The sequence below is a fragment of the Paenibacillus sp. KS1 genome, assembly GCF_001680695.1.
GTDB lineage: Bacteria > Bacillota > Bacilli > Paenibacillales > Paenibacillaceae > Paenibacillus_B > Paenibacillus_B suaedae.
In genome coordinates this window covers 43,591-68,336 of record NZ_MAIS01000022.1, presented here as the reverse complement: position 1 = coordinate 68,336, position 24,746 = coordinate 43,591, and the positions used below count along the sequence as shown (strand labels likewise).

The 24,746-nt window shown below is 49.7% G+C and carries 23 protein-coding genes; 16 read left to right on the top strand and 7 right to left on the bottom strand.

Features of this window, described 5'->3' with window-relative positions; translation table 11 throughout:
• Positions 1 to 120 precede the first annotated feature (120 nt).
• Positions 121 to 498 carry a c-type cytochrome gene (locus BBG47_RS09850; protein ID WP_083189203.1) on the bottom strand — a complete coding sequence of 126 codons (378 nt, stop codon included), beginning with the start codon at positions 496 to 498 and terminating at the stop codon, positions 121 to 123.
• 202 nt (positions 499 to 700) lie between these two features.
• Between BBG47_RS09850 and mutY the strand changes: the two genes are divergently transcribed.
• The 4 genes from mutY to BBG47_RS09830 all read left to right on the top strand — a co-directional run bounded on the left by mutY (position 701) and on the right by BBG47_RS09830 (position 6,436).
• Positions 701 to 1,795 carry an A/G-specific adenine glycosylase gene (gene mutY, locus BBG47_RS09845; RefSeq protein ID WP_065291598.1) on the top strand — a complete coding sequence of 365 codons (1,095 nt, stop codon included), beginning with the start codon at positions 701 to 703 and terminating at the stop codon, positions 1,793 to 1,795.
• Between the two features lie 244 nt (positions 1,796 to 2,039).
• Positions 2,040 to 4,817, top strand: coding sequence for an endo-beta-N-acetylglucosaminidase (locus tag BBG47_RS09840; protein WP_065291597.1), 2,778 nt, complete (start codon positions 2,040 to 2,042; stop codon positions 4,815 to 4,817).
• Positions 4,818 to 5,234: 417 nt separating this feature from the next.
• Positions 5,235 to 5,759 (top strand): peptide deformylase, encoded by a 525-nt coding sequence (gene def, locus BBG47_RS09835; RefSeq protein ID WP_065291596.1) that lies wholly within the window; start codon positions 5,235 to 5,237, stop codon positions 5,757 to 5,759.
• A 161-nt stretch (positions 5,760 to 5,920) separates the two neighbouring features.
• Positions 5,921 to 6,436, top strand: coding sequence for a hypothetical protein (locus tag BBG47_RS09830; protein ID WP_065291595.1), 516 nt, complete (start codon positions 5,921 to 5,923; stop codon positions 6,434 to 6,436).
• A gap of 236 nt (positions 6,437 to 6,672) precedes the next feature.
• On the opposite strand, the gene BBG47_RS09825 is transcribed toward BBG47_RS09830, so the two are convergent.
• From BBG47_RS09825 to BBG47_RS09815, 3 genes are read right to left on the bottom strand one after another with little or no spacing between them, the layout of a single operon-like run.
• On the bottom strand, positions 6,673 to 7,881 hold the full coding sequence (locus BBG47_RS09825; RefSeq protein ID WP_065291594.1) for an ROK family protein: 1,209 nt from the start codon (positions 7,879 to 7,881) through the stop codon (positions 6,673 to 6,675).
• Positions 7,874 to 8,410, bottom strand: a complete 537-nt coding sequence (locus tag BBG47_RS09820) for a chromate transporter (RefSeq protein ID WP_021256143.1) — start codon at positions 8,408 to 8,410, stop codon at positions 7,874 to 7,876. Before BBG47_RS09820 ends, BBG47_RS09825 begins: the two co-directional genes overlap by 8 nt.
• 57 nt (positions 8,411 to 8,467) lie before the next feature.
• Positions 8,468 to 9,148: a chromate transporter gene (locus BBG47_RS09815; RefSeq protein ID WP_065291593.1), complete on the bottom strand. Its 681-nt coding sequence runs from the start codon at positions 9,146 to 9,148 to the stop codon at positions 8,468 to 8,470.
• A 368-nt stretch (positions 9,149 to 9,516) separates the two neighbouring features.
• On the opposite strand from BBG47_RS09815, the gene BBG47_RS09810 reads away from it, so the two are divergent.
• Positions 9,517 to 10,194: a TVP38/TMEM64 family protein gene (locus BBG47_RS09810; protein ID WP_083189202.1), complete on the top strand. Its 678-nt coding sequence runs from the start codon at positions 9,517 to 9,519 to the stop codon at positions 10,192 to 10,194.
• Between the two features lie 46 nt (positions 10,195 to 10,240).
• The gene (gene cysK / locus BBG47_RS09805; protein ID WP_021261186.1) at positions 10,241 to 11,173 is read left to right on the top strand and encodes a cysteine synthase A; all 933 of its coding nucleotides are present in this window, start codon (positions 10,241 to 10,243) and stop codon (positions 11,171 to 11,173) included.
• Between the two features lie 315 nt (positions 11,174 to 11,488).
• Here the strand turns inward: cysK and BBG47_RS09800 are convergent, their stop codons facing one another.
• Complete coding sequence (locus BBG47_RS09800; protein WP_021256139.1) at positions 11,489 to 12,106, bottom strand: superoxide dismutase; 618 nt, start codon at positions 12,104 to 12,106, stop codon at positions 11,489 to 11,491.
• 515 nt (positions 12,107 to 12,621) lie between these two features.
• On the opposite strand from BBG47_RS09800, the gene BBG47_RS09795 reads away from it, so the two are divergent.
• From BBG47_RS09795 to BBG47_RS29875, 10 genes are all read left to right on the top strand, one after another.
• Positions 12,622 to 13,059 carry a GNAT family N-acetyltransferase gene (locus BBG47_RS09795; protein WP_021256138.1) on the top strand — a complete coding sequence of 146 codons (438 nt, stop codon included), beginning with the start codon at positions 12,622 to 12,624 and terminating at the stop codon, positions 13,057 to 13,059.
• A gap of 189 nt (positions 13,060 to 13,248) precedes the next feature.
• The gene (locus BBG47_RS09790; RefSeq protein ID WP_065291592.1) at positions 13,249 to 13,809 is read left to right on the top strand and encodes a DUF402 domain-containing protein; all 561 of its coding nucleotides are present in this window, start codon (positions 13,249 to 13,251) and stop codon (positions 13,807 to 13,809) included.
• A 234-nt stretch (positions 13,810 to 14,043) separates the two neighbouring features.
• Positions 14,044 to 15,747 (top strand): tRNA epoxyqueuosine(34) reductase QueG, encoded by a 1,704-nt coding sequence (gene queG, locus BBG47_RS31065; RefSeq protein ID WP_065291611.1) that lies wholly within the window; start codon positions 14,044 to 14,046, stop codon positions 15,745 to 15,747.
• A 198-nt stretch (positions 15,748 to 15,945) separates the two neighbouring features.
• The gene (locus tag BBG47_RS09780) at positions 15,946 to 16,164 is read left to right on the top strand and encodes a YneF family protein (protein WP_021256135.1); all 219 of its coding nucleotides are present in this window, start codon (positions 15,946 to 15,948) and stop codon (positions 16,162 to 16,164) included.
• Between the two features lie 45 nt (positions 16,165 to 16,209).
• Positions 16,210 to 16,800, top strand: a complete 591-nt coding sequence (gene folE, locus BBG47_RS09775) for a GTP cyclohydrolase I FolE (RefSeq protein ID WP_065291591.1) — start codon at positions 16,210 to 16,212, stop codon at positions 16,798 to 16,800.
• Between the two features lie 110 nt (positions 16,801 to 16,910).
• Positions 16,911 to 17,975 (top strand): DUF7309 domain-containing protein, encoded by a 1,065-nt coding sequence (locus BBG47_RS09770; RefSeq protein ID WP_065291590.1) that lies wholly within the window; start codon positions 16,911 to 16,913, stop codon positions 17,973 to 17,975.
• Positions 17,976 to 18,178: 203 nt separating this feature from the next.
• A complete protein-coding gene (locus tag BBG47_RS09765) occupies positions 18,179 to 18,694 on the top strand; it encodes a YcxB family protein (protein ID WP_065291589.1) in 516 nt (171 codons plus the stop codon).
• Positions 18,695 to 18,916: 222 nt separating this feature from the next.
• Positions 18,917 to 21,295, top strand: a complete 2,379-nt coding sequence (gene helD, locus BBG47_RS09760) for an RNA polymerase recycling motor HelD (protein ID WP_065291588.1) — start codon at positions 18,917 to 18,919, stop codon at positions 21,293 to 21,295.
• Positions 21,296 to 21,366: 71 nt separating this feature from the next.
• On the top strand, positions 21,367 to 22,209 hold the full coding sequence (locus BBG47_RS09755) for a PhzF family phenazine biosynthesis protein (protein ID WP_083189201.1): 843 nt from the start codon (positions 21,367 to 21,369) through the stop codon (positions 22,207 to 22,209).
• Positions 22,210 to 22,239: 30 nt separating this feature from the next.
• Positions 22,240 to 22,383 carry a hypothetical protein gene (locus BBG47_RS29875; RefSeq protein WP_174807698.1) on the top strand — a complete coding sequence of 48 codons (144 nt, stop codon included), beginning with the start codon at positions 22,240 to 22,242 and terminating at the stop codon, positions 22,381 to 22,383.
• A 62-nt stretch (positions 22,384 to 22,445) separates the two neighbouring features.
• On the opposite strand, the gene BBG47_RS09750 is transcribed toward BBG47_RS29875, so the two are convergent.
• A complete protein-coding gene (locus BBG47_RS09750; protein WP_065291586.1) occupies positions 22,446 to 23,273 on the bottom strand; it encodes a DNA adenine methylase in 828 nt (275 codons plus the stop codon).
• Positions 23,274 to 23,459: 186 nt separating this feature from the next.
• Entirely contained in the window at positions 23,460 to 24,740 is a 1,281-nt protein-coding gene (locus tag BBG47_RS09745) for a Fe-Mn family superoxide dismutase (protein WP_094183150.1), read from the bottom strand.
• Between the last annotated feature and the right edge of the window lie 6 nt (positions 24,741 to 24,746).

Genomic DNA, 24,746 nt, shown 5'->3' with positions numbered 1-24,746 from the left:
ATAGGCCTCTCAAAGCAAAACGGCTTATTGCCGTCCTTGCTTACTATGAGGTGTTCGTATGTTAGCATATACTCATCGAGCACTTATCTTATAGGGTTATCGGCCTCGAGGGGGAAGAGGCTACTTCTTGCTGGCGAGCCAGTCAGCAATTTTGTCGATTTCTTCTTTTTCCAGACGTCCGCCTTGGGCAGGCATGAGTTTGCCGCCATTTTCAATCGTATTCGCAATCTCTTCCTTCGTCAGCTTGCTGCCGATCTTTTGCAGGTTTGACTCTGGCCCCATCATCCCTTGCATTTCATTGCCGTGGCATTGCATGCAATTGTTTTTATACAGGGTGACAACTTCTTCTGGGCCTTCTAGTGCAGCTGATTTTTTGGCGTTTCCTGAGCTGCTCTCATTGCTGCTATTTGCTCCTCCGCCGCATCCGGCAAGCAGTCCTAGCAAGGCGATACCGGCGACAATTGGGATGAAGCGTGTGAACATTCGACGTTGTGGCACTGATGATGCCCTCCATTCTATTGGGACATTTCTATATGAATAGTATAGAAATTCCAGCACCTCTCTTGCAAGCGCTGGTGTGGATTGTTGGCAGAACGTTCACAACTGGTTCCCTTCATGTATAATGGGCAAGGAGACTGCGCTTATAGGATGAATACTAACTACTAGAGACAAATCAATAGACAAGAGACAGGAGGCCGTCATGGACGAGCAAAAGAGATATTTCAGCCGCGAGCTTCTGCTCTGGTATCGGGCGAATAAGAGGGATCTGCCTTGGCGGCGTCAATCGAATCCCTACTACACATGGGTATCCGAAATTATGCTGCAGCAGACGCGTGTGGAGACGGTAAAGCCGTATTTCGAACGCTTTATAGGGAAATTCCCTACCGTTGAGGAGCTGGCAGATGCACCTGAGGAAGAAGTGCTGAAGGCATGGGAAGGGCTCGGATACTATTCCCGGGCGCGTAATTTACAGACTGCAGCACGAGAAGTGAAGGAACAATACGGCGGACAAGTCCCTAATGACAAGGCGAAGGTGTCCGCGCTAAAAGGCATTGGGCCATATACATCCGGTGCGATCATGAGCATTGCCTTCAATCGGCCGGAGCCGGCAGTGGATGGCAACGTAATGCGGGTGCTGTCGCGTTATTTCCGCCTGCATGATGATATCGCGAAGCCAGCAACGCGTGTTCATATGGAGCATTTGGCACAGGAACTTATTCCGGAGGGCTGCGCATCCGATTTCAATCAGGCACTAATGGAGCTCGGCGCGCTCGTGTGCACGCCGAAATCCCCGTCATGCCTGCTCTGCCCAGTTATGGAGCATTGTGAGGGACGCATGGCAGGAGAAGAGCTTATCCTGCCGATCAAGACAAAAGCGAAGCCGCCGAAACCGGAGCTTCGGTATGCGGCATTGATCGAGGGAGCGGGAGAACATGTAGGCAAGGTGCTTGTCCGTCAACGTCCGGATACCGGATTGCTGGCGAAGATGTGGGAGCTGCCGCATATTCTCGTACCGAAGCAGGTGGGCATCGTCGGGATGAGCGACGCTGAGTCGTATGCGATTCTGCATCATTCCTTGCAAGCGGAGGGGGTAGATGTTGCGCCCGTTGAACACTGGATGGATGCAGAGCATACGTTCAGCCATATTCATTGGCAAATGCGCGTGTACCGCTGTAATCTTCGCAATCTGCAGCCGAAGGACAATACCGTATACAAATGGGCAGGTCCAGAAGAGATGGAGGAGCTTGCCTTCCCGAATGTATTCGTGCGATTGTTAAAAATCCGCTTTCAGTAATCCATTTAGTTACTTTCGTGACATTTATTCTGGTGTAGATTTTAAAGATTTACTAGACAAATTAAAGGGTGCTTGCCGTTTAGGCGGAAGTTCCCTTTTTTTCTATTTCGTAAACGTTTACAATGGTCACGACAACATTGTGGAAGCGTTACCAAAGTTAGGAGAGACTTCGGATACGCTTGTTGAGGCATTGGATTTGTCTATACAACATCAAGAGAAAGTCGTCACTTTGGAGGGGATTCTAATGAAACGATTGAAACCGACTATACTTTCCCGAGGTCAGATAAAACGCAAGTTTGCCTTGATGCTCAGCACAGCGATGATTGCTGGATCGCTTGCCGGCTTCGCTGGCCAGGCAGAGGCTGCGCAGCCGCATTCCTCGTATTGGTACCCGGATACGCTATTGTCGTGGTCGGCACAGACAGACAAGGATGCGGCATTCAACCGCAGCTCCGTGAAGCTGGACACTTCTCGTGTACAAGGAGCGAAGGTGAACCCGAATGCGAAGTCAGACGCCAAGGTCATGGCGCTTGCTTCGATGTACAAAAGTACGAGCGGTGCACCATCGCAAGGCAATGACAGCTTCCATGGCTACGCGTTCAGCTACTGGCAGTATGTTGACAAGCTGATTATGTGGGGCGGATCTGCCGGGGAAGGCTTGATCGTTCCTCCAAGTGCGGACGTAATTGATGCAGCGCACAAGAATGGCGTACCGGTATACGGCACCGTATTTCTTCCACAAAAGGAGCACGGCGGTAAAATCGAATGGATGCGTGATCTGATCCAGCAGCGTGAGGACGGTACGTTCCCTGTTGCAGACAAACTGATTGAAGTCGCGAAATTCTATGGCTTTGATGGCTGGTTCATTAACCAGGAGACACAGGGCGGCACGCCGGAAGATGCGCAGAATATGCAGAAGTTTTTGAAATACTTGCAGAAGATCAAGCCTTCCAATATGGAAATCATCTGGTATGACTCCATGGTGAAGGATGGCCCTGTGAAATGGCAGGGTGGACTGACGGACAACAATAAGATGTTCTTCCAAGATGGGGAGGAGCGAGTAGCAGACAATATGTTCATCGACTTCCGCTGGCAGTTCAAGAAGGAAGGCAAGTACGACTACATAACGCCATTCCAGAACTCACCGAAGGCAGCTGAGCAATTGAAGCGGGAACGCCATGAGCTGTTCGCAGGTATGGATTTGGAAGGCGGCGGCGGTTATCAAGGGGAGTACAACTTCCCGGTATTGTTCCCGGAAGGTCAGGACGCAGTGACATCGCTTGGCCTGTATCGCCCAGACTGGGCGTTCAATACAACCAAGACGAATGACGAATTCATGAAGAAGGAGCAGCGTCTGTGGGTAGGCGATAGCCTCGATCCATCCAAGACGAAGGCGAACGATTGGGCATGGCGTGGCATTGCGCATGATATCGTAGATAAGACGGTCATTACGAAGTCTGACTTCGTGACCCATTTCAATACAGGTAACGGTACGCAGTTCAGTGTATTCGGCAAGAAGGTCCGTGATCGTGAATGGTTCAACCGCAGTCTGCAGGACGTTCTGCCGACATGGCGCTGGATGGTTGACGAGTCTGGACAGAAGATTGCACCAAGCTTCGACTTCTCGAACTCCTTCTATGGCGGCAGTTCCTTGAAGCTTCAGGGCGAGGTTGCGGAAGGCGCTTCTTCAAATGTGAAGCTGTACAAGACTGATGTAGAGGCGACAGCTGCTATGCAAATGACGTTGACGTACCATTCGAATGCACCGGAAGCTGCTGATCTGAACATCGGTGTTGCGTTCGAAGGAGCACCGGATACATATACGTTTGTGAAGCCTTCTGATACGAAGGCAGCTGGCGCGAAGGGCGACTGGACACAGGCAACTTATGACTTGAGCCCATATGCGGGCAAGAAAATTGTTGGCGTATCCGTTCAAGTGGAAGGCAAGGCCAATGATAATCTATACTTGGCACACGTAGGGGAGTTTGCGATCCGCGATAAGAATGAGAAGACGGCTCCTGTAGGTCAAGTATCGGATGTACGTATAATTGAAAACGATGTCCGTGACGGCATTTATGCAGACGCTCGCTTGACGTGGACAGCGCTGGGCGACGATGTGCAGTATTACCAAGTCTATCGTGTGAAGCCGGACGGTTCCCATGAATTCATGGGCGCAACAGGCAACAACTATTACTATGTGTCTGAAATGAAGCGCGGCGGCGACATGGAGAAGACGACGCAACTAGCAGTCGTTCCGGTGAATCGTCACTATGAGGAAGGCCGCGCGGCAATGACTTCGTTTGACTGGCCTGAATATCCGTCCCCTAAGGCAGACTTCGAGGCGGATAAGACGTTCGTGGCGCCAGGTGAGGAAGTACAGCTGACAGATAAGTCTTCGGAAGTGACAACAGAATGGGAATGGAGCTTCCCAGGCGGAACGCCTGAGACAAGCAAGGAGCGCAATCCGAAGGTAAGCTTCGCGAAGGAAGGCACGTATGAAGTGAAGCTGACTGCGAAAAATGCAGTTGGTGAAGATGTAATGACGAAGTCGCAGCTCATTACGGTATCCAAGGAAGCAGCGTTCCGGGCAGAGGATCTGGCTAAGGGTGCGAAGACAGAAGCGTCCAGCTTCGTCAATGACAGTGAAGCGCCACAGTTCGCCGTTGACGGCGAGATGCATACGAAATGGTGTGCAGTCGGCAATGAGAAGCACTGGCTGAAGGTTGATTTGGGTAAGGAGTATGATGTAACACAGTTCATCGTACACCATGCAGAGGCTGGCGGTGAATCGGCTGCCTTCAATACACGCGAGTTCACGATTCAGCTCAGCATGGACGGCGAGAATTGGACGGATGCTGTGAAGGTGACGGACAACGAGAAGGGCACGTCCAAGCACGCGATTGCTAAGACCAAGGCTCGTTATGTTCGCCTTAACGTTGAGAAACCAACCCAAGGCGGAGATACAGCAGCTCGTATCTACGGCTTCGAGGTGCAAGGCATTAAGAATGTAGCTGCTGAATAATCGAAGATTCGAAGATGGATAAGAGGGTCTTCCCCTTAGGCGACGATGGTCGGCGAAGGGGAGGCCCTTTTTTATGGTTATAATGATTTGTTGGGTGGACAACCTCTACTTCGATTGCTTCCGGTGTCAGGCTAGAGGAAGATAGAATAGGGAGAATTATTGGTTCATAGTGTGATGGAACAGGTATGCAACAGGGTGAAAAATAATGACATTATATTTATGTTATATTGGATAGGGAAAACTCCAATGAAGATGACATGTACTTTAGGGAGCAGCGTAAAATGAAGCGAGAAGCTTCCCAATAGAACGTAGGGAAATAATAGCGAGTAGACCGTGATTGTTGATTTCAAAGAATGTGTAAACCATCTGCCATTAAGGCGGTTGATAGCAATTGCCAGAGAGAAAGGAGTGAGAGAGATGGCTGAACGCATCATTTTACCTTTTGGAGATCCGATATTGCGCAAGCGCTGCAAGCCAGTTACAGAGCTGAATGCGCGTACGATATCGCTGCTTAATGATTTGAAGGATACCCTGTATGCTGAGAAGGGAAGAGCAGGACTTGCGGCACCGCAAATTGGGATTTTGCGACGTGTTGTCGTCATGGATGTCGGAGACGGATATATTGAACTTATTAACCCAGAGGTTGTCGAGACGGCTGGCGAGCAGGAAGGGATGGAGGCTTGCTTGTCTTATCCTGGGTACTACGGCAGAGTGAAGCGTCATCAATATATTAAGATAACAACGATGAACCGGGATGGTGAGACGGTCACATTGGAGGCTGAGGATTTCTTTGCCCGCTGCATCCAGCATGAGATGGATCATTTGGATGGTGTGCTATTCATTGACCGTGTCGAGGATGATTATCTTGTCCATGGAACGAATCATCAGCATATGCCGCTGTTTCATGCACTTAGATTGACATCCCCAGAACAGCGTACCTAAGGGTGGAAGAGGCAGTTCCTCCATTTATCTCAGTATGTACCTGTGCTTCATAGACTTGAATACACGAAAGGTATTGGATGTTTGCTGAATCTTCTTTATTCCGGCGCTTGGGGTCGAATGATAGAAGTAATCATTTAATCGATAAGTGGAGGTGCAGAGGGATGGAGGAGCTACATCAACGATTTCTGGAGCAGCAGCTTCCCCGTAGGTATACGAATCTTGCTGCCGAGAAAATGCTTGTGGAGAAGTACCGCGCGATTGAAATCCCAGCAGAGGTGCTGGCTGATTTGCAGCGCGATCCACTGGCGAATTTTGAACAGGTATTCAAGTGCTTCAAGATTGAGGATCGTGATGTTCTGAACCGGATATATAGTGATACGGAGAAGGGCATCCAAGAAGAGCATAAGGCCAGATATGAGGAGCGGGAAGCTGAAGATAGGCCTCCGGAACCATCGGAGAAGGAATGGATTCGGATTCGAAATGGAGAGCTGCTTCGAGTTGTACTCACTAGTGAAGATGGGGAGCATATGCTCGGATTTACCGTGCAGGGATTGTGTTATGCATTAGTTGATGATCTTATGATTATGAAGGGGATTCCTCAAGGGGAAGAATGTTCACTGAACAACGAGTATTATGTGCACTATCTTCAATTACTACAGCGGCAGGGTCATTTATAAGGCGATGACGAAAGGGGAGGTCGGTGCTCAGCACTGCCTTTTTTTGTAAAGGCGGTCTTCCACTTACACAATTCGGCATGTATGTACAGAAGTGTAAGAGAGTCCATGGAGTGAGCAATTGCAAGCAATTATTATCGAATGAAGAGTGAGGTTCTGCAGTGAGCAGAACCTCTATTTGTTCGCCACCAGCACTCTGATTATATGCCCTAGTGTCTAGTGTCTGGCCTTATGCATTCTTATGCAGTGATCTTGTCCAGTATCATGAAGGCCGCTCCGATCGCAAGCGCCTCGTCACCGTAGCTGCCCTTGCTGAACATGACCTGATATTGCGGATAATGATAGGTTTTGCGAATAGCTGTTTGTGTTGCGGTATAGAAAAATAAATCATTCGCGTTCATGAGCGGTCCGCCAAGCACCACTTTCTCTGGATGGAGAACGTTGAGCAGGTTGGCTAACCCAATGCCGAAATAAGTAGCAGCCTGCGTTACAATCTCGGTCGCCAGTGGATCACGCCGCCGCAGTGCCTCCATAATATGCGCATATGAAATGTCGGAGCTTGCCCCCGCGATCTGCTCAAGCAGACTGCGGCGACCCATTCGGACGAGTGCGTTCGCTTCGCGTTCAATGGCGTATACGGTGGCATATGACTCCAAGCAGCCGTAGTTGCCGTTCCCTGTACGTGGGGGAATGCCATCTGCCTGAATGATCATTTGCCCAAGTGAGCCCTCCATGTCGACAGCCCCATAGATAAGCTTGCCTTCGGACATCATCGCGGAACGGAGCCCAATGCCGACATGTACGTACAGCATATGCCGGACATCTCTTGCCCGATTGGCCCACGCTTCTGCCCGAATTGCGGTGTTCGCCCCATTATCGAGCATGACAGGCATGTTCAATTGTCGTTCCAAGTCATTGACGATCGAGACATTCTCCCAGCCAGGAGAAGGGAAGAAGCTAGGCTGCAAGATGACACCTTCGAATCGATCCAGCGGACCGACGGCGCCGATTCCAAGACCGAGTACCTTATCTGGGCTGAGCTTATGCTTGCCCGTCCAGTGATTAATCTGCTTCGTTACTTCTGCCAACAAGTATTCCGGTGTCATGAGTGCAGTCATTTCCCATTCGCATGTATCGAGCTTATTTCCGGCCATGTCCAGCATGACGAGGCGGGAAGAGGTGCGGGAGATATCAAGGCCGAATGCATAGCCGTAATCAGGAACGACTCGGTATAGAATCGGTCTGCGTCCGCCAGTCGAAGCGCCAAACCCACATTCAGCGATGAGTCCAAGCGCAGTTAGCTCCTCCAATACACGAGTCAGTGTGCTGACCGTAAGCCCACTGTACTGGAGCAAGTCCAGCTTCGAGATTTCATCGGTGCGTCGAATGAATTGAAATATTTCCTTCGCTTTGGAGGAAGGAATATGTTGATCCAATGATTTATCCATATATAACAATCCCCGCAATTCCTGACAATAGGATGACGGCTATCGGATGGAGCTTCAGCTTCATCAGCGCAAGTAGTGCACAGGCGAAGATTGCGACTGGAATGAATGATGATAATGTCCACTTCGCCGTGAGCCCAGAATGCATCGCCATGTTGACCGCCGCATAGGCGATCAGTGCGATTACGGCTGGCTTCATGCCGTCAAGTGCAGACTGCACCCACTGATTATCATACACGCGGTAGAAAATAGTGGCAATAAGCAGCATGATGATTGCAGATGGCAGGATAACTCCAAGCGATGCAGCGATACTGCCGATCAAGCCAGATGCAGTATACCCCACATATACGGCGCTGTTCATCGCAATAGGGCCTGGAGCCATGCCAGCGAGTGTGATTGCTTCCGTATACTGCTCTGCAGTCATCCAGTGATGAGACAATGCTTCGTGTTCAATAACCGGAAGCATCGCATATCCGCCTCCGAAGGAGACAAATCCTAGTTTAAAAAAAGTCCAAAAGAGTTCCCATAACATGGTGCATCCATCCTTCTTGTTCGATTATGGGAGGCTAACCATATCTATTCCATCAACCTAGACCGCTCTATTGTTGTGCTGCTTCGCTTGGCGGGAGCGGGTGGCGCTATTGCTTGTGCGCGGTGGCTTGGAACGGTCGTGTGGATGGTCGCCCATAAAGCTGCTGCGAGTGATCCAATTCAGTACGAGACCAGCGGCTGCTCCAATGGCTAACATGATAACGGGGTGGAGTGAAGTCCAGAACAGCAGTGCTAATGTGGTCAAGGTGATGATCCATGTGAACACATTGGTTAAGGTGCGCGTGCCCAGACGCACGGCTGCATATACAATAAGTGCAACGATAGCAGGTTTAATACCGAACAATGCTGCCTGTACATACGGTTGATCACGTAGTCCGGCTGCCCCAGCGCATAATAACAGCATAATGGCAATAGTAGGCAAGGAGATGCCGATGACTGCTGCTGCGAGTCCGGATAGGCCGGCAATGCGATAGCCGACGAGTGCGGCGACATTGACACCTATACCGCCAGGAGCGGCACCAGCTAGTGCAGTGATTTCCCCCATATCGTCTGTTTCCAGCCATTTGCGCTTTTCAGCGATTTCCCGTTCGATGACAGGCAAGATTGCATAACCGCCGCCGAAGGTGGTCGGTCCAATCTGGCTAAAGGTCAGAAACAATTGAAGGAGAAGGGTGCGCTTCTTTATTCGCTGCGCGGGACGGAGAGCATTTTGATTCATGGTGATTATCATCCCTTCCGTTCAGTGGTATGGTAGCTTCAGTATAACGCACTTAATTCCATTTTGGAATAAACTTTTGACCAATCGATGTAAATGATCCGTAATATGAAGAAGATGAATTGCGATTTATTGGATTTTAGAGGGAGTTTCATCTATATTGGAATCATGTTGACATGCATCTCGATTCGTTTACACGAAGAGGTGGCATGATTGAAGAAATTAAGAAGATTACAGGGACATAAGTGGGAGTCATTTCCCATGACTTATTGCGAAGGCAGTCGAGGAAGGGAGCAAAATGCCTGCGAGCTTGTGGCGGAGGGCTTCTATATATTAATATGGAATTATTAACGTAAGGAAGTAGGCAGCGTTTGCAACCAGTAACGGAAGCCGATGCCAGAGGAGGTACATTGGATAAGCGAATATCTCTCGGGCTGTATGTTCTCGCTGCTGTACTCATCTTGGTGTACCATGAGAAGCTGCTTGCTGTACTGCGTCATATGGAGCCTGGAGCAGGTGCGCTCATCATTATGTTTCTTGCTGCTGTCGCTATATCCCTATTTCCTGTCATTCCATTCGGTCTAGTGGCAGGGATTATAGGCGTTACTTTTGGCTTCTGGATTGGGGGCTGGATCAACGTGGCGGCTTCGACGGTAGGGGCTGCTTTGATGTTCCTTGCTGTTCGAAGCGGGATATCCAAGCAGAGCAGGTCGTATATCGAGCGTATCGGCTTACTTCGAAGCTTTAATCAATTAATGGAACGAAATGCATTCACTGCTGTGCTTATCGGACGGATGATTCCCATTGTCCCAGCTGTAGCGATTAATGCATATGCGGCCATGCTGTCTATCCCTCTACGCACCTTCATGGTGGCAACTGTATTAGGGAAGCTGCCGGTTATGTTCCTGTTCGCCTATGTCGGCGAGCAGTTGCTTCAAGACTGGACAAGGATTCCGGTCGTCTTGCTTCTATATGCCGTGTACGTGGCTGGCATTTATGGAATACATCGAGTCGTGGAGCGATGCCAATCAAGGCGTGGCCGCACGTAGCGACACAAGGAATTGCGATAATATCGTTATGGAGGAAAAGTTGAATATGTCCAACATTGCATCAAACATTACACAGCTCATTGGCAACACACCCCTAATGGAGCTGAACAACTACAGTCGCAAGCATGGCCTCGGAGCGAGGCTCGTTGCGAAGCTGGAAGCATTCAATCCTGGCGGAAGCGTCAAGGATCGTATCGGATATGCAATGCTTAAGGCAGCCGAAGAGCAAGGTGTCATTGACCGCAGCTCGGTCATTATCGAACCGACAAGCGGCAATACGGGGATTGCATTGGCGAGCGCTGCTGCAGCACTTGGTTATCGTATTATTATTACGTTGCCAGATACGTATAGTATGGAGCGCATTAAGATGATGAAGGCGCTTGGTGCGGAAATCGTGCTCACGCCTGGATCAGAAGGGATGCAGGGTGCAATTCGGAAGGCGGAGGAGCTTGCCGAGAGTATTCCGAACTCGTTCATCCCACAGCAGTTCCATAATAAGGCGAACCCAGAAATGCACCGGAATTCGACAGCACAGGAAATATGGCGCGATACGGACGGAGAAGTGGATATCTTCGTGGCAGGGGTCGGCACTGGTGGGACAATTAGCGGTGTAGGCGGCGTATTGAAGGAGAATAAGCCATCGGTACGAATTACAGCAGTTGAACCTGCTGATTCTCCTGTTCTGTCAGGAGGCAATCGCGGTCCGCACATGATTCAAGGTATCGGCGCTGGCTTCGTGCCGAGCACATTCGATCGCAGCATCGTTGATGAGATCATCCGGGTTACGAACGAAGAAGCATTCACTGCAGCGCGCGAGCTTGCGAAGCAGGAGGGCTTCCTAGTTGGTATTTCCTCCGGTGCAGCCTTGGCAGCTGCAACACAGCTGGCGAAGCGCCCTTCGAATGCAGGGAAGATGATTGTTGTGCTGCTGCCGGATACAGGCGAGCGCTATCTGTCGACGCCGTTGTTCGAAGGCTAAGCGGCAGGCGCTGGAATACTTATTATATACGTGTCATGGTCAGTAGCAGTGTGACGAGGTAACTGCAGCGTACAGCGAAACAAGGTATGAACGTAACATGGTACAAGAAAACAACGTAAAACAACGTACAACGAAATAAGCATCAGTTGCAGGGAAGCACATGAATCTCTGTAAATAAGAAGCCCTGATCCTGTGCAAAGCAGGTCGGGGCTTTTTGCATATGAATAATGTGTTAACATCATAAGCGCTGCTAACAAAAACAGCCGTCCTCCGAGCAGAAAGCCTGCAAGGGGACGGCTGTTGCCAATGCATGAATTACTTGTTCAATGCATCTTCGTAGCGTTTTTCAACTGCTGACCAGTTCACAACGTTCCAGAACGCGGAAACATAGTCAGGGCGTTTGTTTTGATATTTCAAGTAGTATGCATGCTCCCATACATCCAAGCCGAGGATAGGCGTCTTGCCTTCCATAATCGGGCTGTCTTGGTTAGGCAGGCTGTATACGGACAATTTGCCGTTAGCATCTACTGCAAGCCATGCCCAGCCGCTGCCGAAGCGTGTAGCTGCAGCTTTAGCGAAGTCTTCTTTGAACTTGTCGAAGCCGCCAAGCTCATTGTTGATTGCATCAGCCAATTTGCCGGAAGGCTGGCCGCCGCCGTTTGGTCCGATGATTTCCCAGAACAGGGAGTGGTTCGCATGGCCGCCGCCGTTGTTGCGTACAGCTGTGCGGATGCTCTCAGGAACAGCATCCAAGTTAGCGATAAGTTCATCCAGGGATTTATCTTGCAATTCTGGAGCAGATTCCAAAGCTGCATTCAAGTTCGTTACGTATGTGTTGTGGTGACGATCGTGGTGAATCATCATTGTTGTTTCATCGAAATGTGGTTCCAAAGCGTTGTTGGCATAAGGAAGAGCTGGTAATTGATGTGCCATTGTGTCATACCTCCTAATAATTATGTAGCATCTTATATACTTCTAACCTAATTAAACATGAAGCGAACGAATAAATCAACATAAATGTTGCGAAAGTCTGCATTGAAAATAAAGCCTTCGCAATTCTTCACAAATAGATGAATAACAACCTGTCATTCAACGCTATCATATTACCCGAAAATGGTTCTTTTCAAACGAATGCTCCATTGGAGAACGATGGATCAGGGCTAGCAATGAATACGAATTCTTTACAATTTCTATAACCTTTTCTTGTATTGGGTAATGTAAACGCTTTAAATAAAGCGTTTACAAGAGAAAACGAGAGATTTTCCGATCTTTTTTATGGAAGTTGAAAGATAAAGAAGGATTTTCGCGATTTTTGTCGTATTTGTAAAGGTATTGCACAATCTATGTAGATAACCACAAGATACAGATTTAATGTAAAGGCGTAGAAAGGTGTTAGACAGAGAGACAACCGATCACGAAACCAAGCTCAGGATGAGGGAGAGTAAGTCATGAATGTTCGTTCCTTTCGTTTGTCGGATTATCTTCCGGCAACCCAGTTGTTGAAGGAATCACTGTCAGATGAATGTTGTGAGAAGACGCTGGAAGCATTCGCGCGTCAGTTATCGTTGGACGGAGAGCTGGTGCTCATCGCAGAACATGAGGCATCTAGTGGGGAGCAGGCTATTGTCGGACTTGTCATCGGAACCGTTGATCGTAACAACGGCTACTATTACCGCCTTGCCGTACACCCAGATTATCGCAATCAAGGAGTAGGCAAAGCACTGGTAGCGGGATTGGAACAGAAATTCCAACAACGCCGCGTCAAAAACATTATGATTGCTGTGGACGAGCATACAGAAGTCGTATTGCCATGGTTTGAGGCATTGGGGTACGGAGCGAAGGATATGCTGCGCTCCCTGTCGCAGCTGCGCATCGTTGCAGGGTAACGGCGCGCAATCCTGTATTGCAGATGTATTGCAAGGTCGCAATCGGCCTCACTCGGTAAGAGTGGCGATACACGATTTACTATAGCCAAACATTGTACAAGGAAGCATATCTTCTCAACCGTTGCATTCGGGGAAAAGATATGCTTTTCTATTAGTAAAGCGAATTGAACGCAAAGCCGAGGAATTAGCATGAATCGTTATGAGGAAGCTCTTGTGAAAAGTTTCAAGCACGATGGTCACCTGCATCGGGTATGGCTCGAGAACTGGCTTGTGCCCTCCACGATGCGGCATCCTGATCATGTGAAGGAAGACATGTACGTCCTTATCAATAGTCAGACGCCGATTCGGGAGTCGGATGGGAAGCAGTGGGTCAGCAAGATTCCTGCTGTAACCTTCTTCATCCCGAAGCAGTGGTTCAACGTTGTTGCTCTTATCGAGGAATGCGGTGTTCGGTATTATTGTAATATAGCATCGCCTCCGTATCGGTGCGGCAATATTTTCACTTATATTGACTATGATTTGGATGTCATTCGCATGGCGGACGGGCAAGTTCAAGTAGTGGATCAAGATGAGTATGAGCACAATCGCTTAACCTATCATTATCCGGAGCTTGTTGAGCAGAAGGTGAAGCTAGGCCTGGATCAGGTGTTGGAGTACATTGAGCAGGGTCGTACTCCATTCCATGATGGAACGGTACGTTGGTATTACGAAGAATGGAAGCGGTTGTTAGACGAATCTCGTGAACAGTAAGCGAGTAGACACGAAATCGGTGAACGGCGCCTGTTCCAGAACTTAGTTCCTGGGATGCATGGTGCCGTTTCCGATGTTGGCGGATTGTGGACAGGCTTTTTTTATTGAGTATTGGCGCATAGCGCATTAGCGGAATGAATGGAATATGAAAATACATCATGAGACGACAAGGAGGTGAATGGGATGCTTGATTCGAAGAAGCCGCATGGACAACAAAATCATGAAGAGCGGGTGATGCCTGATCAGGGTGCTTCCAAGGAACGGTGGCGCAAGTTGAAGCAGGATATTATTGAGGCCGCCCCGGCACTCGGAATTGATCAGGTTGGCTTTACGACGGCAGACCCATTCATTGAATTGAAGGCGAGGCTGCAGCATTCCATTGATCAAGGCTATGCCTCGGGATTCGAAGAGCCTGACTTGGACAAGCGTACTCGCCCCGAATTGTTGCTGGAGGATGCGCGCTCAATCATAGCCATTGCTGTGGCCTATCCTTCCAAGCTGGAGGAGTCGCCGAAGTCGAAGGCTGGCTCCTATCGGGGAATGTTCGCTCGGACAGCATGGGGACTTGATTACCATCATGTTCTGCGTGATCGTCTCGCGAAGCTGGAGGCTTTCTTGCGTGAGCGAGTGCCTGAACAGGAACTGCGGGTACGAAGTATGGTGGACACAGGGGAATTAAGTGATAGGGCCGTAGCAGAGCGTGCAGGTATTGGGTTCAGCGGCAAGAACTGCTCGATTATTTCGCCGCAGTGGGGATCGTGGATTTACTTGGGCGAAATGATTACGAATATTCCGTTCCCGTCTGACGAGCCTGTTACAGAAGACTGCGGCGAGTGCACGCGCTGTCTTGATGCTTGTCCGACAAGTGCCCTTGTCGGCCCTGGACAGTTGAATGCGAACCTGTGTATCTCCTTCCAGACGCAGTCGAAGGACATCTTGAGCCATGAGATGATGACCAAGATGGGGAATCGGCTGTATGGCTGCGATACATGCCAGATCGTTTGTCCCAAAAATAAAGGAATGAATTGGACGCACCAACCCGAAATGCAGCCTGATCCCGAGAAGGCGAAGCCTCTTCTCGTTCCAATGCTGCAATTATCGAATCGTGAATTTAAGGAGCAGTTCGGCTCATTGTCGGCTGCATGGCGCGGCAAGAAGCCGATCCAGCGCAATGCGATTGTGGCTCTTGGGAACTTCCGTGATCGAAGCGCGGTTGGGGAGTTGCGTGCCTTGCTGCGAGAAGATACGCGTTATGATATTCGTGCGACAGCCGCTTGGGCGCTTGGTCAGATTGGCGGTACTGATGCGAAGCAGGCGCTGCTGTCAGCCTTGAATCGTGAGAAGGAGGATGCCGTTGTGCAAGCGATAGATGATGCCCTGCAGCAGTTCGACAATCATGTGGAACCTATTTATGTGCAGGAGATGGAGTCGCCGATAGGGATGCTGACCGTTGCCTCATCGGCGACAGGACTGTGTTCTATTGAATTCGGCAGTGTGTTGGATACCTCTGCGCGTCTGAACGCTTGGGCGCAGCGCACATATGGTCGGGCTGCCCTCCAGCGTCATCCGGAACGGCTGCAGGAGGCAATTCGTCAATTGGAGGAATATTTCAGAGGGGAGCGGCAATCGTTCGATTTGACGCTTGATTTCCAAGGAACGCCATTCCAACGTGAGGTGTGGCGCGCTCTAATGGATATTCCGTACGGGGAGACAAGATCCTATAAGCAGATCGCAGAGGCAATTGGACGTCCGCAGGCAGTACGAGCAGTCGGTGGGGCGAACAATCGCAATCCGATTCCGGTTATTGCGCCATGCCATCGTGTCATTGGAGCAGATGGCAGACTGGTCGGGTACGGCGGGGGGATGGACAAGAAAGTTACTCTCCTCAAGCTGGAAGGCATGCAGGCGAATGAAGAGCGGATGCTGACTGCTCCTTAATGGAACAGGGGATATTTGTCACGATTGATGGTACGTGCTATCATAGTGGCGGTACGGTATATTCGAAATCGAACGGCACATCGATCGCTTTTCGTTTTCTATGTGAAGTTTTCGGTGGATCATTCTCGGAATCTGTACCCTACTTGAAATATAGAAGCAATGAGCTAAACTTGACGATGTTGGGGTGACCATGGGAAGATGTGGACAGTAATTACGGCAATCGTAACACTAATTGTAGGCATTATCATCGGCTTCGCTGGCGGCGTGTACTACTTGCGTAACCAAATGACGAAAATGCAATCTGACCCTCAAATGCTGCAGAAGATGGCGAAGCAAATGGGCTACAATCTGAACTCGAAGCAGATGCAACAAGCACAGCAAATGATGAAGAACAAGAATTTCAAGAAAAACCGCTAAGTTAACGAGATCATGCTCACAAGCGCGGCGGAAGGAGGAACGTTCGTGGCTGGTTTGAAGGATTATGTGAATACACAGGTTGGTACGAATCGCGAGAAGATTGAGCATCATATTAAGGAAATCTTGAAGCTCGTCGGAGAAGATGTTGAGCGCGAAGGATTGCTGGATACGCCAGCACGCGTGACTCGCATGTATGAGGAAATCTTCGCCGGTTATGAGGTAGATCCTCGTGATGCGCTCGGGGTAGCATTTGATGAAAATCACGAAGAGCTTGTCATTGTGAAGGATATTACGTATTATAGCCAATGTGAGCATCATATGGAGCCCTTCTTCGGGAAGGTGCATATCGGATATATTCCAAGCGGCAAGATAGCAGGACTTAGCAAGTTCGCCCGCTTGGTGGAAGCAATCTCCCGCCGCTTGCAGGTGCAAGAGCGGATCACTACCGAGATTGCCGACATTATGGATGAGGTACTCATGCCACACGGCGTGATGGTCGTTGTGGAAGGCGAGCACTTGTGCATGTGCGCCCGTGGTGTGAAGAAGCCGGGAAGCAAGACGGTAACGATGGCAACACGCGGCAGCTTCCGGACGGATGCGGCGCAGCGCGCGGAATTTTTGTCACTGATTAAGTAGTAATGTGATGTATGTGGGTGAACTATGAACTGATGAACCCCGTTCCGGGCATGGGACGGGGTTTTTTTCGGACAGAGCAGGGAATTTGAATAGGAGGAGTTACAAGTCACATGACAGAAGCAAAGAAGAAGTCGGAACAGAAAAGTCCGGAACAAGAAGTAGAATTGACAGCGGAACAGAAGCTGTGGGCGAGATTGTATGAAGCAGCTTCTGCGTTCAAGAAGCAGGCGAGCTGGGAGTGGATGCCGGAGAACGTGATCTTTGGCGTGAGCAATCCCGAAGACGGAGAAGTGGGCTATTGCACGATTATGAATGGAACAGACTACTTGTTCGGTCTGGCGTTATTCCGCGGCGGTGAAGGATTAGAGAGCCTGAACAGCATGATGCTGGACAATCATGAGCAGAATGCATGGCTGCACCGCCAAAAATGCATCATGGTAACGTTCGAAGACCGTACGGATCTGGAAAAGCACGATTTGGCGCAGATCAAGGAGCTCGGGTTCCGGTTCCGCGGCCGTAATGCATGGCCAATGTTCCGCGCATACGACCCGGGGTTTGTTCCATGGACGCTTGACGAGAAGCAGGTCAGTTTCTTGGCGATCGCCTTAGAACAAGCGATAGATCTGGCAGCGCGCGTGAAGAAGGACAATGAGGTAATGACAGCACCGCAATCCGGTCAAGTGTTGGTTCGTACTCCGGACAACAAGAAGTGGGTAGATCGCTGGATGGATCCTGACTTCGTATTGGAGCGTCCTGTGAAGGTTGAAATCGAAGATCGGGATCGTCTGAATGATGTTATGAATCGTTTCCCGAATAAGAAGGGCCAATGGGAGACAGAATTTTTCTATGCGCCTGTTGCTGTGAAGGGTGAAGGCGAGCGTCCGTACTATCCGCGTCTTTGCTTGTGGGTAGACCGTACGACACGTGCAGCTGTAGGTTTCCATGTCGCGTATGATGACAACTTTGAGCAGGAATTCCTGAATCACTTCTTGCAGCTTATTGAAGAGCAGGGGGTACGCCCACAGAAGCTCATCATTCGCACGAATGAATGCGTGGATCTGTTCGAGAAGACAGCACAGCGTCTGAAAATTCGCATTGAGCGCGAGTCGCACCTGGCGTACTTGGAGGAAGCACGTGGAGACTTGTTCGATTATTTCTCCAAGCAAGAAGGGTAGAAGGAATCTATTTACGTTATAAATGATATATGTCCTTAATAAATAGGGAATGAGGAGAAGGCATGGCTTCGCTGAAAGGCGGGTCGTGTCTTCTTTTTTCTTATACTGCTCACCCGGGAAAGGAGGGTGTCTTAATGAAATCGCTGCATGTATAATGGGAATAAAGATGTTTATGCTATCTATGGAAATAAAGGAGTGCTGCTATGAAGATTTCAATGCATATTACAAAGGAAGACTATTGGAAATTTAATAAATTCGTGATATACAGCATGCCGAAATACCGTAAAGTCATGCTGGCGAACATCATCGGCCTGCCCTTGTTTTTAAGCATCATTCTTAAAGTTATCGGAAAACCATGGGTGTACTCGATTGTCGTTGGGGTAGCGCTGGGGGTGCTTTTGAACGTATTTATGTATTTTTCGATTAAGAGAAAGGTTATGCGTTGGTCTGCTTCCACAGAAAATGCAGCCTGGCTTGGCGATCATACGATGGAAATCGCTGAGCATGGAATTGATGAGACGACGCCGGTCGGCAGCGCTCATTACAACTGGGATGCGATACCGGAAATCAGAATGACCAAGGACTATATCTATATCTTCATCAGCTCGATGCAGGCACATATTATCCCACTTGCTTGCTTGTCTAACCCGTCCGAGCAGACACAGCTTATTCAGCTTCTTGAGGAGCATCATAAGAAAAAGATTATCGTACATTCCTAACTGGTGATCACATAATTACATTCAAGCAAAAAGTCCTCTGTATACAAAAGTTGACAAGGAAAAAGCCTAATCAACATCTTGTAAGCAGAGGACTGTTATGTTAAGATCTAATGTACGATATGGTTATATTTTAAAAAGCATTACTATCCAAATATATAATACCATATCGAATCACAGGCTGTCAACCTTGATTTATAAATTTCTAAAGAAGCGGGTGGTTAGATGAGTACGAAAGAAGAACAATGGCGTCTAGAAGAGGAACGAGCGGTTCGGGTGATGGAAGCTATTGAGCAGCATATTGAGCCCCTGCAGCAGGATATTGGCGACATCAAACACGAAGTAGTCGAATTCCGCAAGGCATTCTGGGACGATGTCAAAATCAACATGGACGATATAAATGAGGCGATAGAGACCTTCGCCAGCATGAAGCAGCAGGCAGAGGTGTTAACCGAGCGCGAGCATAGACACCGCCATGCTGCGCGTCAGTTGGATGTATTGACTCGCATGGCGAAGTCTCCCTACTTTGCACGAATCGATTTCAAGGAAGATGGAGAAATGCGCGGTGAGGAGATCTATTTAGGCATTGGCTCTTTCCGCAATGAAGAAGGCGAATTTTTCGTATATGACTGGCGAGCTCCGGTGTCGAGCTTGTATTATGATTTCCCTCCAGGCCCTGCGCGCTACACGACTCCTGTAGGGGAGATAGAAGGTACGATGGAACTGAAGCGTCAGTTTCTTATTTCGGAAGGCCGGTTCCGTGGAATGTTCGATACCGGGGTTACGATTGGAGATGAATTGCTGCGTCAAATGCTTAGTCAGCCGTCAGCCGAGCATATGAAGAGCATTGTAGCGACCATACAACAGGAGCAGAACCGCATCATTCGCAATGAACGGAGCGGCGTGCTGATTGTGACGGGGCCAGCAGGCAGCGGTAAGACGTCGACAGCCTTGCAGCGTATTGCATACCTGCTCTATCGGTATCGGGAAACACTGCAGGCGGAGCAGATCGTATTATTTTCCCCAAATCCTCTGTTCAACCGTTATGTCTCGACAGTGTTGCCGGAGCTGGGAGAACGAAACATGGAGCAGACGACCTTCCAGGATTATTTGGAGCACCGCCTAGGCAGCAGTTTCAAGCTTGAGCATCCGTTCGAGCAAATGGAATATTCACTGACAGCTGCAGAAGAACCGGGCTATAGCGCTCGTATGGAGGCGATCCGCTTCAAGGCAAGCCGTAACTATATTGATATGATCCATGCGTACGTACAGTGGTTAGGGACAGAAGGCCTGCAGCTACATGATATTTGCTTCCGCGATGAGGTAATCGTAACTGCAGAGCAAATTCACAGCCAGCTCTACCGTTATGATGCATCGCTTCCGCTGCCGAACCGTTTGCGCTTGCTGGCCGAATGGCTGCGTGGGGAACTGCATCGCGCGGCGAAGCAAGAACGCAAGAAGGCGTGGGTGGATGAGGAAGTAGAGATGCTGGATGATGATGCATACCACGAAGCTTATATGAAGCTGCAGCGCAAGAAGCAGTTCTCGGAGGAAACCTTCGATGACTTCCAGCGTGAACGCGACTGGCTTGCTGCATCGATTGTGAATGAGCACTTCAAGTCTCTCTATTCACAGGTGAAGAAGCTTGGGTTTATTGATATGGAGGGGACGTATCGTCAGTTGTTCGCTATGCCGGATGTATCGGAGCGATGTGCGGCAGCCGGAACGCTGCCTGCGGAGTGGAGAACCATATGTGCAGATACGGAAGCACGCCTTCTATCAGGGGAGATGCCGTTTGAGGATGCAACGCCATATCTGTATCTGAATGAATGCATTAAGGGGTTCCGTGTGAATACCTCTATTCGCCAACTGTTCATTGATGAGGCGCAGGATTACTCACCGTTCCAATTCGCATTGTTAAGACGAATGTTCCCGCGCTGCAGCATGACGCTGCTTGGTGACTGGGAGCAGGCGATTTATCCACATGCTGGGGAACAGGATATTAACAGCAGTTGGTTATCTTCGGATATGCGCGGCGATTCATCTACGGAAACTTTCCACTTGACGCGAAGCTACCGCACAACTCGTCCGATTATGGAGTTCGCCCGCTATCTGGCTATGGATGGCGATCGTATTGAACCGTTCGATCGGGCTGGGAATCTGCCGACAGTTACCGTTGTAGAGGACAGAGCGGAGCGTGATCGACTGGTCGTGGATCGCATACGTCAACTGCTGCAGGAAGGGCATCGCAATGTAGCCGTGATTTGTAAGACGGCTCAAGAGAGCAAGGAAGCATATGAGGCGCTGCAAAATGAAATTTCGATTTACCTTGTCGAGCAAGATACGGCCTCATTCCATGAGGGTGCGCTGGTTATTCCTTCGTATTTGGCCAAGGGAGTAGAATTCGATGCAGTTGTCATCTATGATGCATCGGAAGCTGCCTATGGGCGTGCAAATGAACAGAAACTGCTGTATGTATCCTGCACGCGGGCCATGCATGAGCTTCATGTATTCTGTGTCGGCAAGCCGAGTCCATGGCTGGCTGCGGTGCCGGCGGAGACATACCTTTCTCTGTTAGATCCCAAGGAAGCTGATAGGGAATAGAACAGAAATAGAACAGAACTGCCTTATTCGATTAGCCGGTTGTAGTAATCTTAGGCAAGGGAGGTATGGACATGAAGGTATACATCGTAGATGCTTTTACAGATGCGCCATTCCGCGGCAATCCGGCTGCGGTCTGTCTCGTTGAACAGGAATGGGATGAGACGATGATGCAGCATATCGCATCCGAAATGAATTTATCCGAGACAGCATTTGTTCATGTAGATGCAGAGTGGGAAGAGGGGGCTCAGCGCCCTCTCGGCCTTCGTTGGTTCACGCCTGAGGTTGAGGTTGATCTATGCGGACACGCAACGCTGGCTACGGCTCATGTATTACGGCAATGCGAGATTGTAAGCGGGGACAGAGTCTCCTTCGAGACGAAGAGCGGCATTCTCCATGCTGCATATAAGGAAAGCGGAGGCCAATGCGAGATCACGCTGGATTTCCCAGCATCTTCGCTAATGCCCGTAGAGGATGAGGCGCTGCGAGTGCGTCTGGAGGAAGCGCTAGGCTGCTCGGTGCATGAGGTACTTAGAAGCCGAATCGAGTTAATGGCCATCGTGGATTCGGAACAGACTGTACGATCGCTGGAGCCAAATTGGGAACAGCTTAAGGCGTGCGATGAAGAAGCGATTGGTGTGCTCGTTACAGCGAGAGCAGGGGAATCTGCCCATGACGGAATTGACTTCGTGTCACGCTGTTTCTTTCCCGCGCTGGGTGTGAATGAAGACCCGGTTACGGGATCTGCTCATTGCACGATGGGGCCATATTGGGGAGCTAAGCTTGGCAAGTTATCTCTAACTGGACGTCAATGTTCTGCAAGAGAAGGCGTTGTGAAGCTGGAGTTGCATCAGGAGCGGGTATACTTAACCGGTACCGCTGTCACAATTATGGATGGCAAGTTCACTTTTTCGTAGATTAGTGATTTCATTTAAGGAGGGAATAGAATGGGAGTTTGGATGGAGATGACCATTCTCATCTTGCTCGCCTGCAATCTACTGCTCCTTCTGCACATCAACAGTAAGCTTCCGAGGCGGGATCGCGCCCAGGAAGCTTACGATCGTGCGAAGAAGAAGTATGGGATTGACTGATGCCTGCACTGCCCATAGGGTTATACAACCAATGCCTGCATATCCACGTTTCGTCTTACATGTCAATAATTCATAATAATGACCTCGTTGATCACACCACGGCCATCACCTTTGGAATTAATGCTTCGCCTCGCTTTTACCGTATGGATTCGATATCCCTCATACAATTGATGAATATAGTCTGTCGCATGATTGGACAGCATGACATATACACCACGTTCACTAAGTTCCTTAAATACATTGGCTAGACGCTGTTGTTCCGGTCGGCCGAAGCCCCCCTTGGCATACGAAGTGAAGGCGGCAGTTGGCGTCAAGGTGTCATAGGGAGGATCAAAATAGACAAAGTCGCCGGCGCGTGCCTCCTGCACAGCCTCAGCAAAATCTCCATCCATCATTCGAATATTGGCGCGGTTCAAATAGGAGGACATACTGCGAATAGTTGTTTCTCTTATGATGTTCGGCCGCTTGTATTTCCCGAATGGAACATTGAATTGGCCGCCTGCATTGACTCGGTATAAGCCGTTATAGCATGTCCGATTCAAGTAAATAAGCCTGGCGGCGCGTTCGATAGAGGATAAGGCGGCGTAGGCTTCTTGGTTCCGATCCCATGCCCGAATTTCATAATAGTAGCCTTCGTCGTTGCGATGCTGGCGAAGGGCTTCGATAAGTTGGTCTGGCTGCTGCTTTATCATTTGGTACACGTTGATGAGCTCTGGGTTGACGTCGTTAATGGCCCCGTTGTCTGGCGTTAATGCTAACAATAACGCCGCTCCGCCGATGAACGGCTCGAAGTAGGCTGCTCGCGTCCAGTCTGCTGAAGGCAGAAGGGAACGGATGCTGGGAAGTAGTTGGCGTTTGCCGCCAGCCCATTTCACAATAGGTCTGAGCAATTCGCCTCACCCCTTTCGAAGTCGATAACTCATTGTTCTGGTACAAAAGGAAAGCGCGGCACAGAACCGCACGTGATCCAGCTATTTCCAATTATTATTGTATAGAACGAAAAGGGTGCGGCGCAACGGCGAATAAGCTCGAAAAATAGGAAGTAAACACCTCATTCATCGAATGATGTTGTAAGCTTAGAAGGGAGTCCATTTCAATTTGCGAGCTTGCTCGAATCGTTCGGATACAGCGGGCCAATTGATGACATTCCACCAATCGGAAATATATTTTGGCCGTTCATTTTGATGCTTCAAATAATAAGCATGTTCCCATACATCGAGCGGCAGCAGCGGGACGACATCCCATTGGGACAAGTTCTGATGCTTCTCAGCTTGCAAAATCTCCAATCTTCGGCTGCGCGGACTCCAGACGAGTATCGTCCAGCCACCACCCTCAACCTTCTCTGCTGCGTTCGAGAAATGCTTCCGGAAGGCATCGTAGCTGCCAAAGTCATGCTCAATTTGGCGCAGCAGACTGCCTGTAGGCCTGCCTCCACCCTGCGGACTCATTACATCCCAGAAGATGGTGTGCAGATAGTGCCCGGCCCCATTGAACGCAAGCTCGTTCTCCCAATATTTCACCAGATCGAACTTATTGGTGCGCCGTGCTTCCGCCATCGCCGACTCGGCCTTGTTCAAGCCGTCCACGTAGCTCTTGTGATGCTTGTCATGATGAATGCGCATCGTCTTCTCATCGATATAAGGTTCAAGCGCATTATAAGGGTACGGAAGCGGTGGAAGCCGATGTCCGCCAATTGGAACGAAGGATTCCTCATCCGCGTCATCATCCTGTTCCGGAAGCGCGCTGCGCGTATTGCCAATGTGAGCATGAATGCCTTGAATGGATTGTTGTTGATAGGGATACTGATGTTGCTGGGGCTGATACTGATGCTGCGGCCAATGCGAGGAAGGCTCGTTCCCTGCAGCGTGAATGCGAGCTGGTGGGGAGGAGCTGCTGCTAGAACGAGTGTTATGATTGCTTCCCGGGGGCTCTACTGCTGGGTAAAAGACAGGTTTAATGGCATTCAGAAAGTACTGGGAGCGCTCCGTGATATGATCGAATACGACAGGGGCGTGCTCCGTATGCTGCACGGCTTGGCTGTTTTGCTTAATGGCATCAAGCTGCTGAACGAATTGCTCGGATTGATATACAGAAGCGCGGAGCAATTCTTGAAGCTGTTGAAGCTGATCTGGCTGAAGGACATCTGGCTGCTGCAGGGCGGTGCGCAGCTGTCCCCTCGCTGCATCTTCCGTCTGTGACAGAACCTGTTCCCATTGGGCAAGCAGCTGCACGTATTCAGGCTCCAGCTGGGGCACAATCGCGCGAATGACCTCTGTATTCTTCTTCTCCTGCTGCTTCCAGTAGGCACTCTCTTCCAACACACGCACAGGCATAAGTGGCCCGTATATGAGCTGCAATGTTCT

Bases quoted from the DNA above. Each gene is read 5' to 3' on its own strand.
- BBG47_RS09780 (WP_021256135.1), top strand. From the start codon at position 15,946: ATGTGGACAGTAATTACGGCAATCGTAACACTAATTGTAGGCATTATC.
- cysK (WP_021261186.1), top strand. From the start codon at position 10,241: ATGTCCAACATTGCATCAAACATTACACAGCTCATTGGCAACACACCC.
- BBG47_RS09820 (WP_021256143.1), bottom strand. From the start codon at position 8,410: ATGTTATGGGAACTCTTTTGGACTTTTTTTAAACTAGGATTTGTCTCC.
- BBG47_RS09795 (WP_021256138.1), top strand. From the start codon at position 12,622: ATGAATGTTCGTTCCTTTCGTTTGTCGGATTATCTTCCGGCAACCCAG.
- queG (WP_065291611.1), top strand. From the start codon at position 14,044: ATGCCTGATCAGGGTGCTTCCAAGGAACGGTGGCGCAAGTTGAAGCAG.
- BBG47_RS09815 (WP_065291593.1), bottom strand. From the start codon at position 9,148: ATGAATCAAAATGCTCTCCGTCCCGCGCAGCGAATAAAGAAGCGCACC.
- BBG47_RS09770 (WP_065291590.1), top strand. From the start codon at position 16,911: ATGACAGAAGCAAAGAAGAAGTCGGAACAGAAAAGTCCGGAACAAGAA.
- BBG47_RS09825 (WP_065291594.1), bottom strand. From the start codon at position 7,881: ATGGATAAATCATTGGATCAACATATTCCTTCCTCCAAAGCGAAGGAA.
- BBG47_RS09830 (WP_065291595.1), top strand. From the start codon at position 5,921: ATGGAGGAGCTACATCAACGATTTCTGGAGCAGCAGCTTCCCCGTAGG.
- BBG47_RS09840 (WP_065291597.1), top strand. From the start codon at position 2,040: ATGAAACGATTGAAACCGACTATACTTTCCCGAGGTCAGATAAAACGC.
- BBG47_RS09755 (WP_083189201.1), top strand. From the start codon at position 21,367: ATGAAGGTATACATCGTAGATGCTTTTACAGATGCGCCATTCCGCGGC.
- helD (WP_065291588.1), top strand. From the start codon at position 18,917: ATGAGTACGAAAGAAGAACAATGGCGTCTAGAAGAGGAACGAGCGGTT.
- BBG47_RS29875 (WP_174807698.1), top strand. From the start codon at position 22,240: ATGGGAGTTTGGATGGAGATGACCATTCTCATCTTGCTCGCCTGCAAT.
- BBG47_RS09765 (WP_065291589.1), top strand. From the start codon at position 18,179: ATGAAGATTTCAATGCATATTACAAAGGAAGACTATTGGAAATTTAAT.
- def (WP_065291596.1), top strand. From the start codon at position 5,235: ATGGCTGAACGCATCATTTTACCTTTTGGAGATCCGATATTGCGCAAG.
- mutY (WP_065291598.1), top strand. From the start codon at position 701: ATGGACGAGCAAAAGAGATATTTCAGCCGCGAGCTTCTGCTCTGGTAT.
- BBG47_RS09790 (WP_065291592.1), top strand. From the start codon at position 13,249: ATGAATCGTTATGAGGAAGCTCTTGTGAAAAGTTTCAAGCACGATGGT.
- BBG47_RS09800 (WP_021256139.1), bottom strand. From the start codon at position 12,106: ATGGCACATCAATTACCAGCTCTTCCTTATGCCAACAACGCTTTGGAA.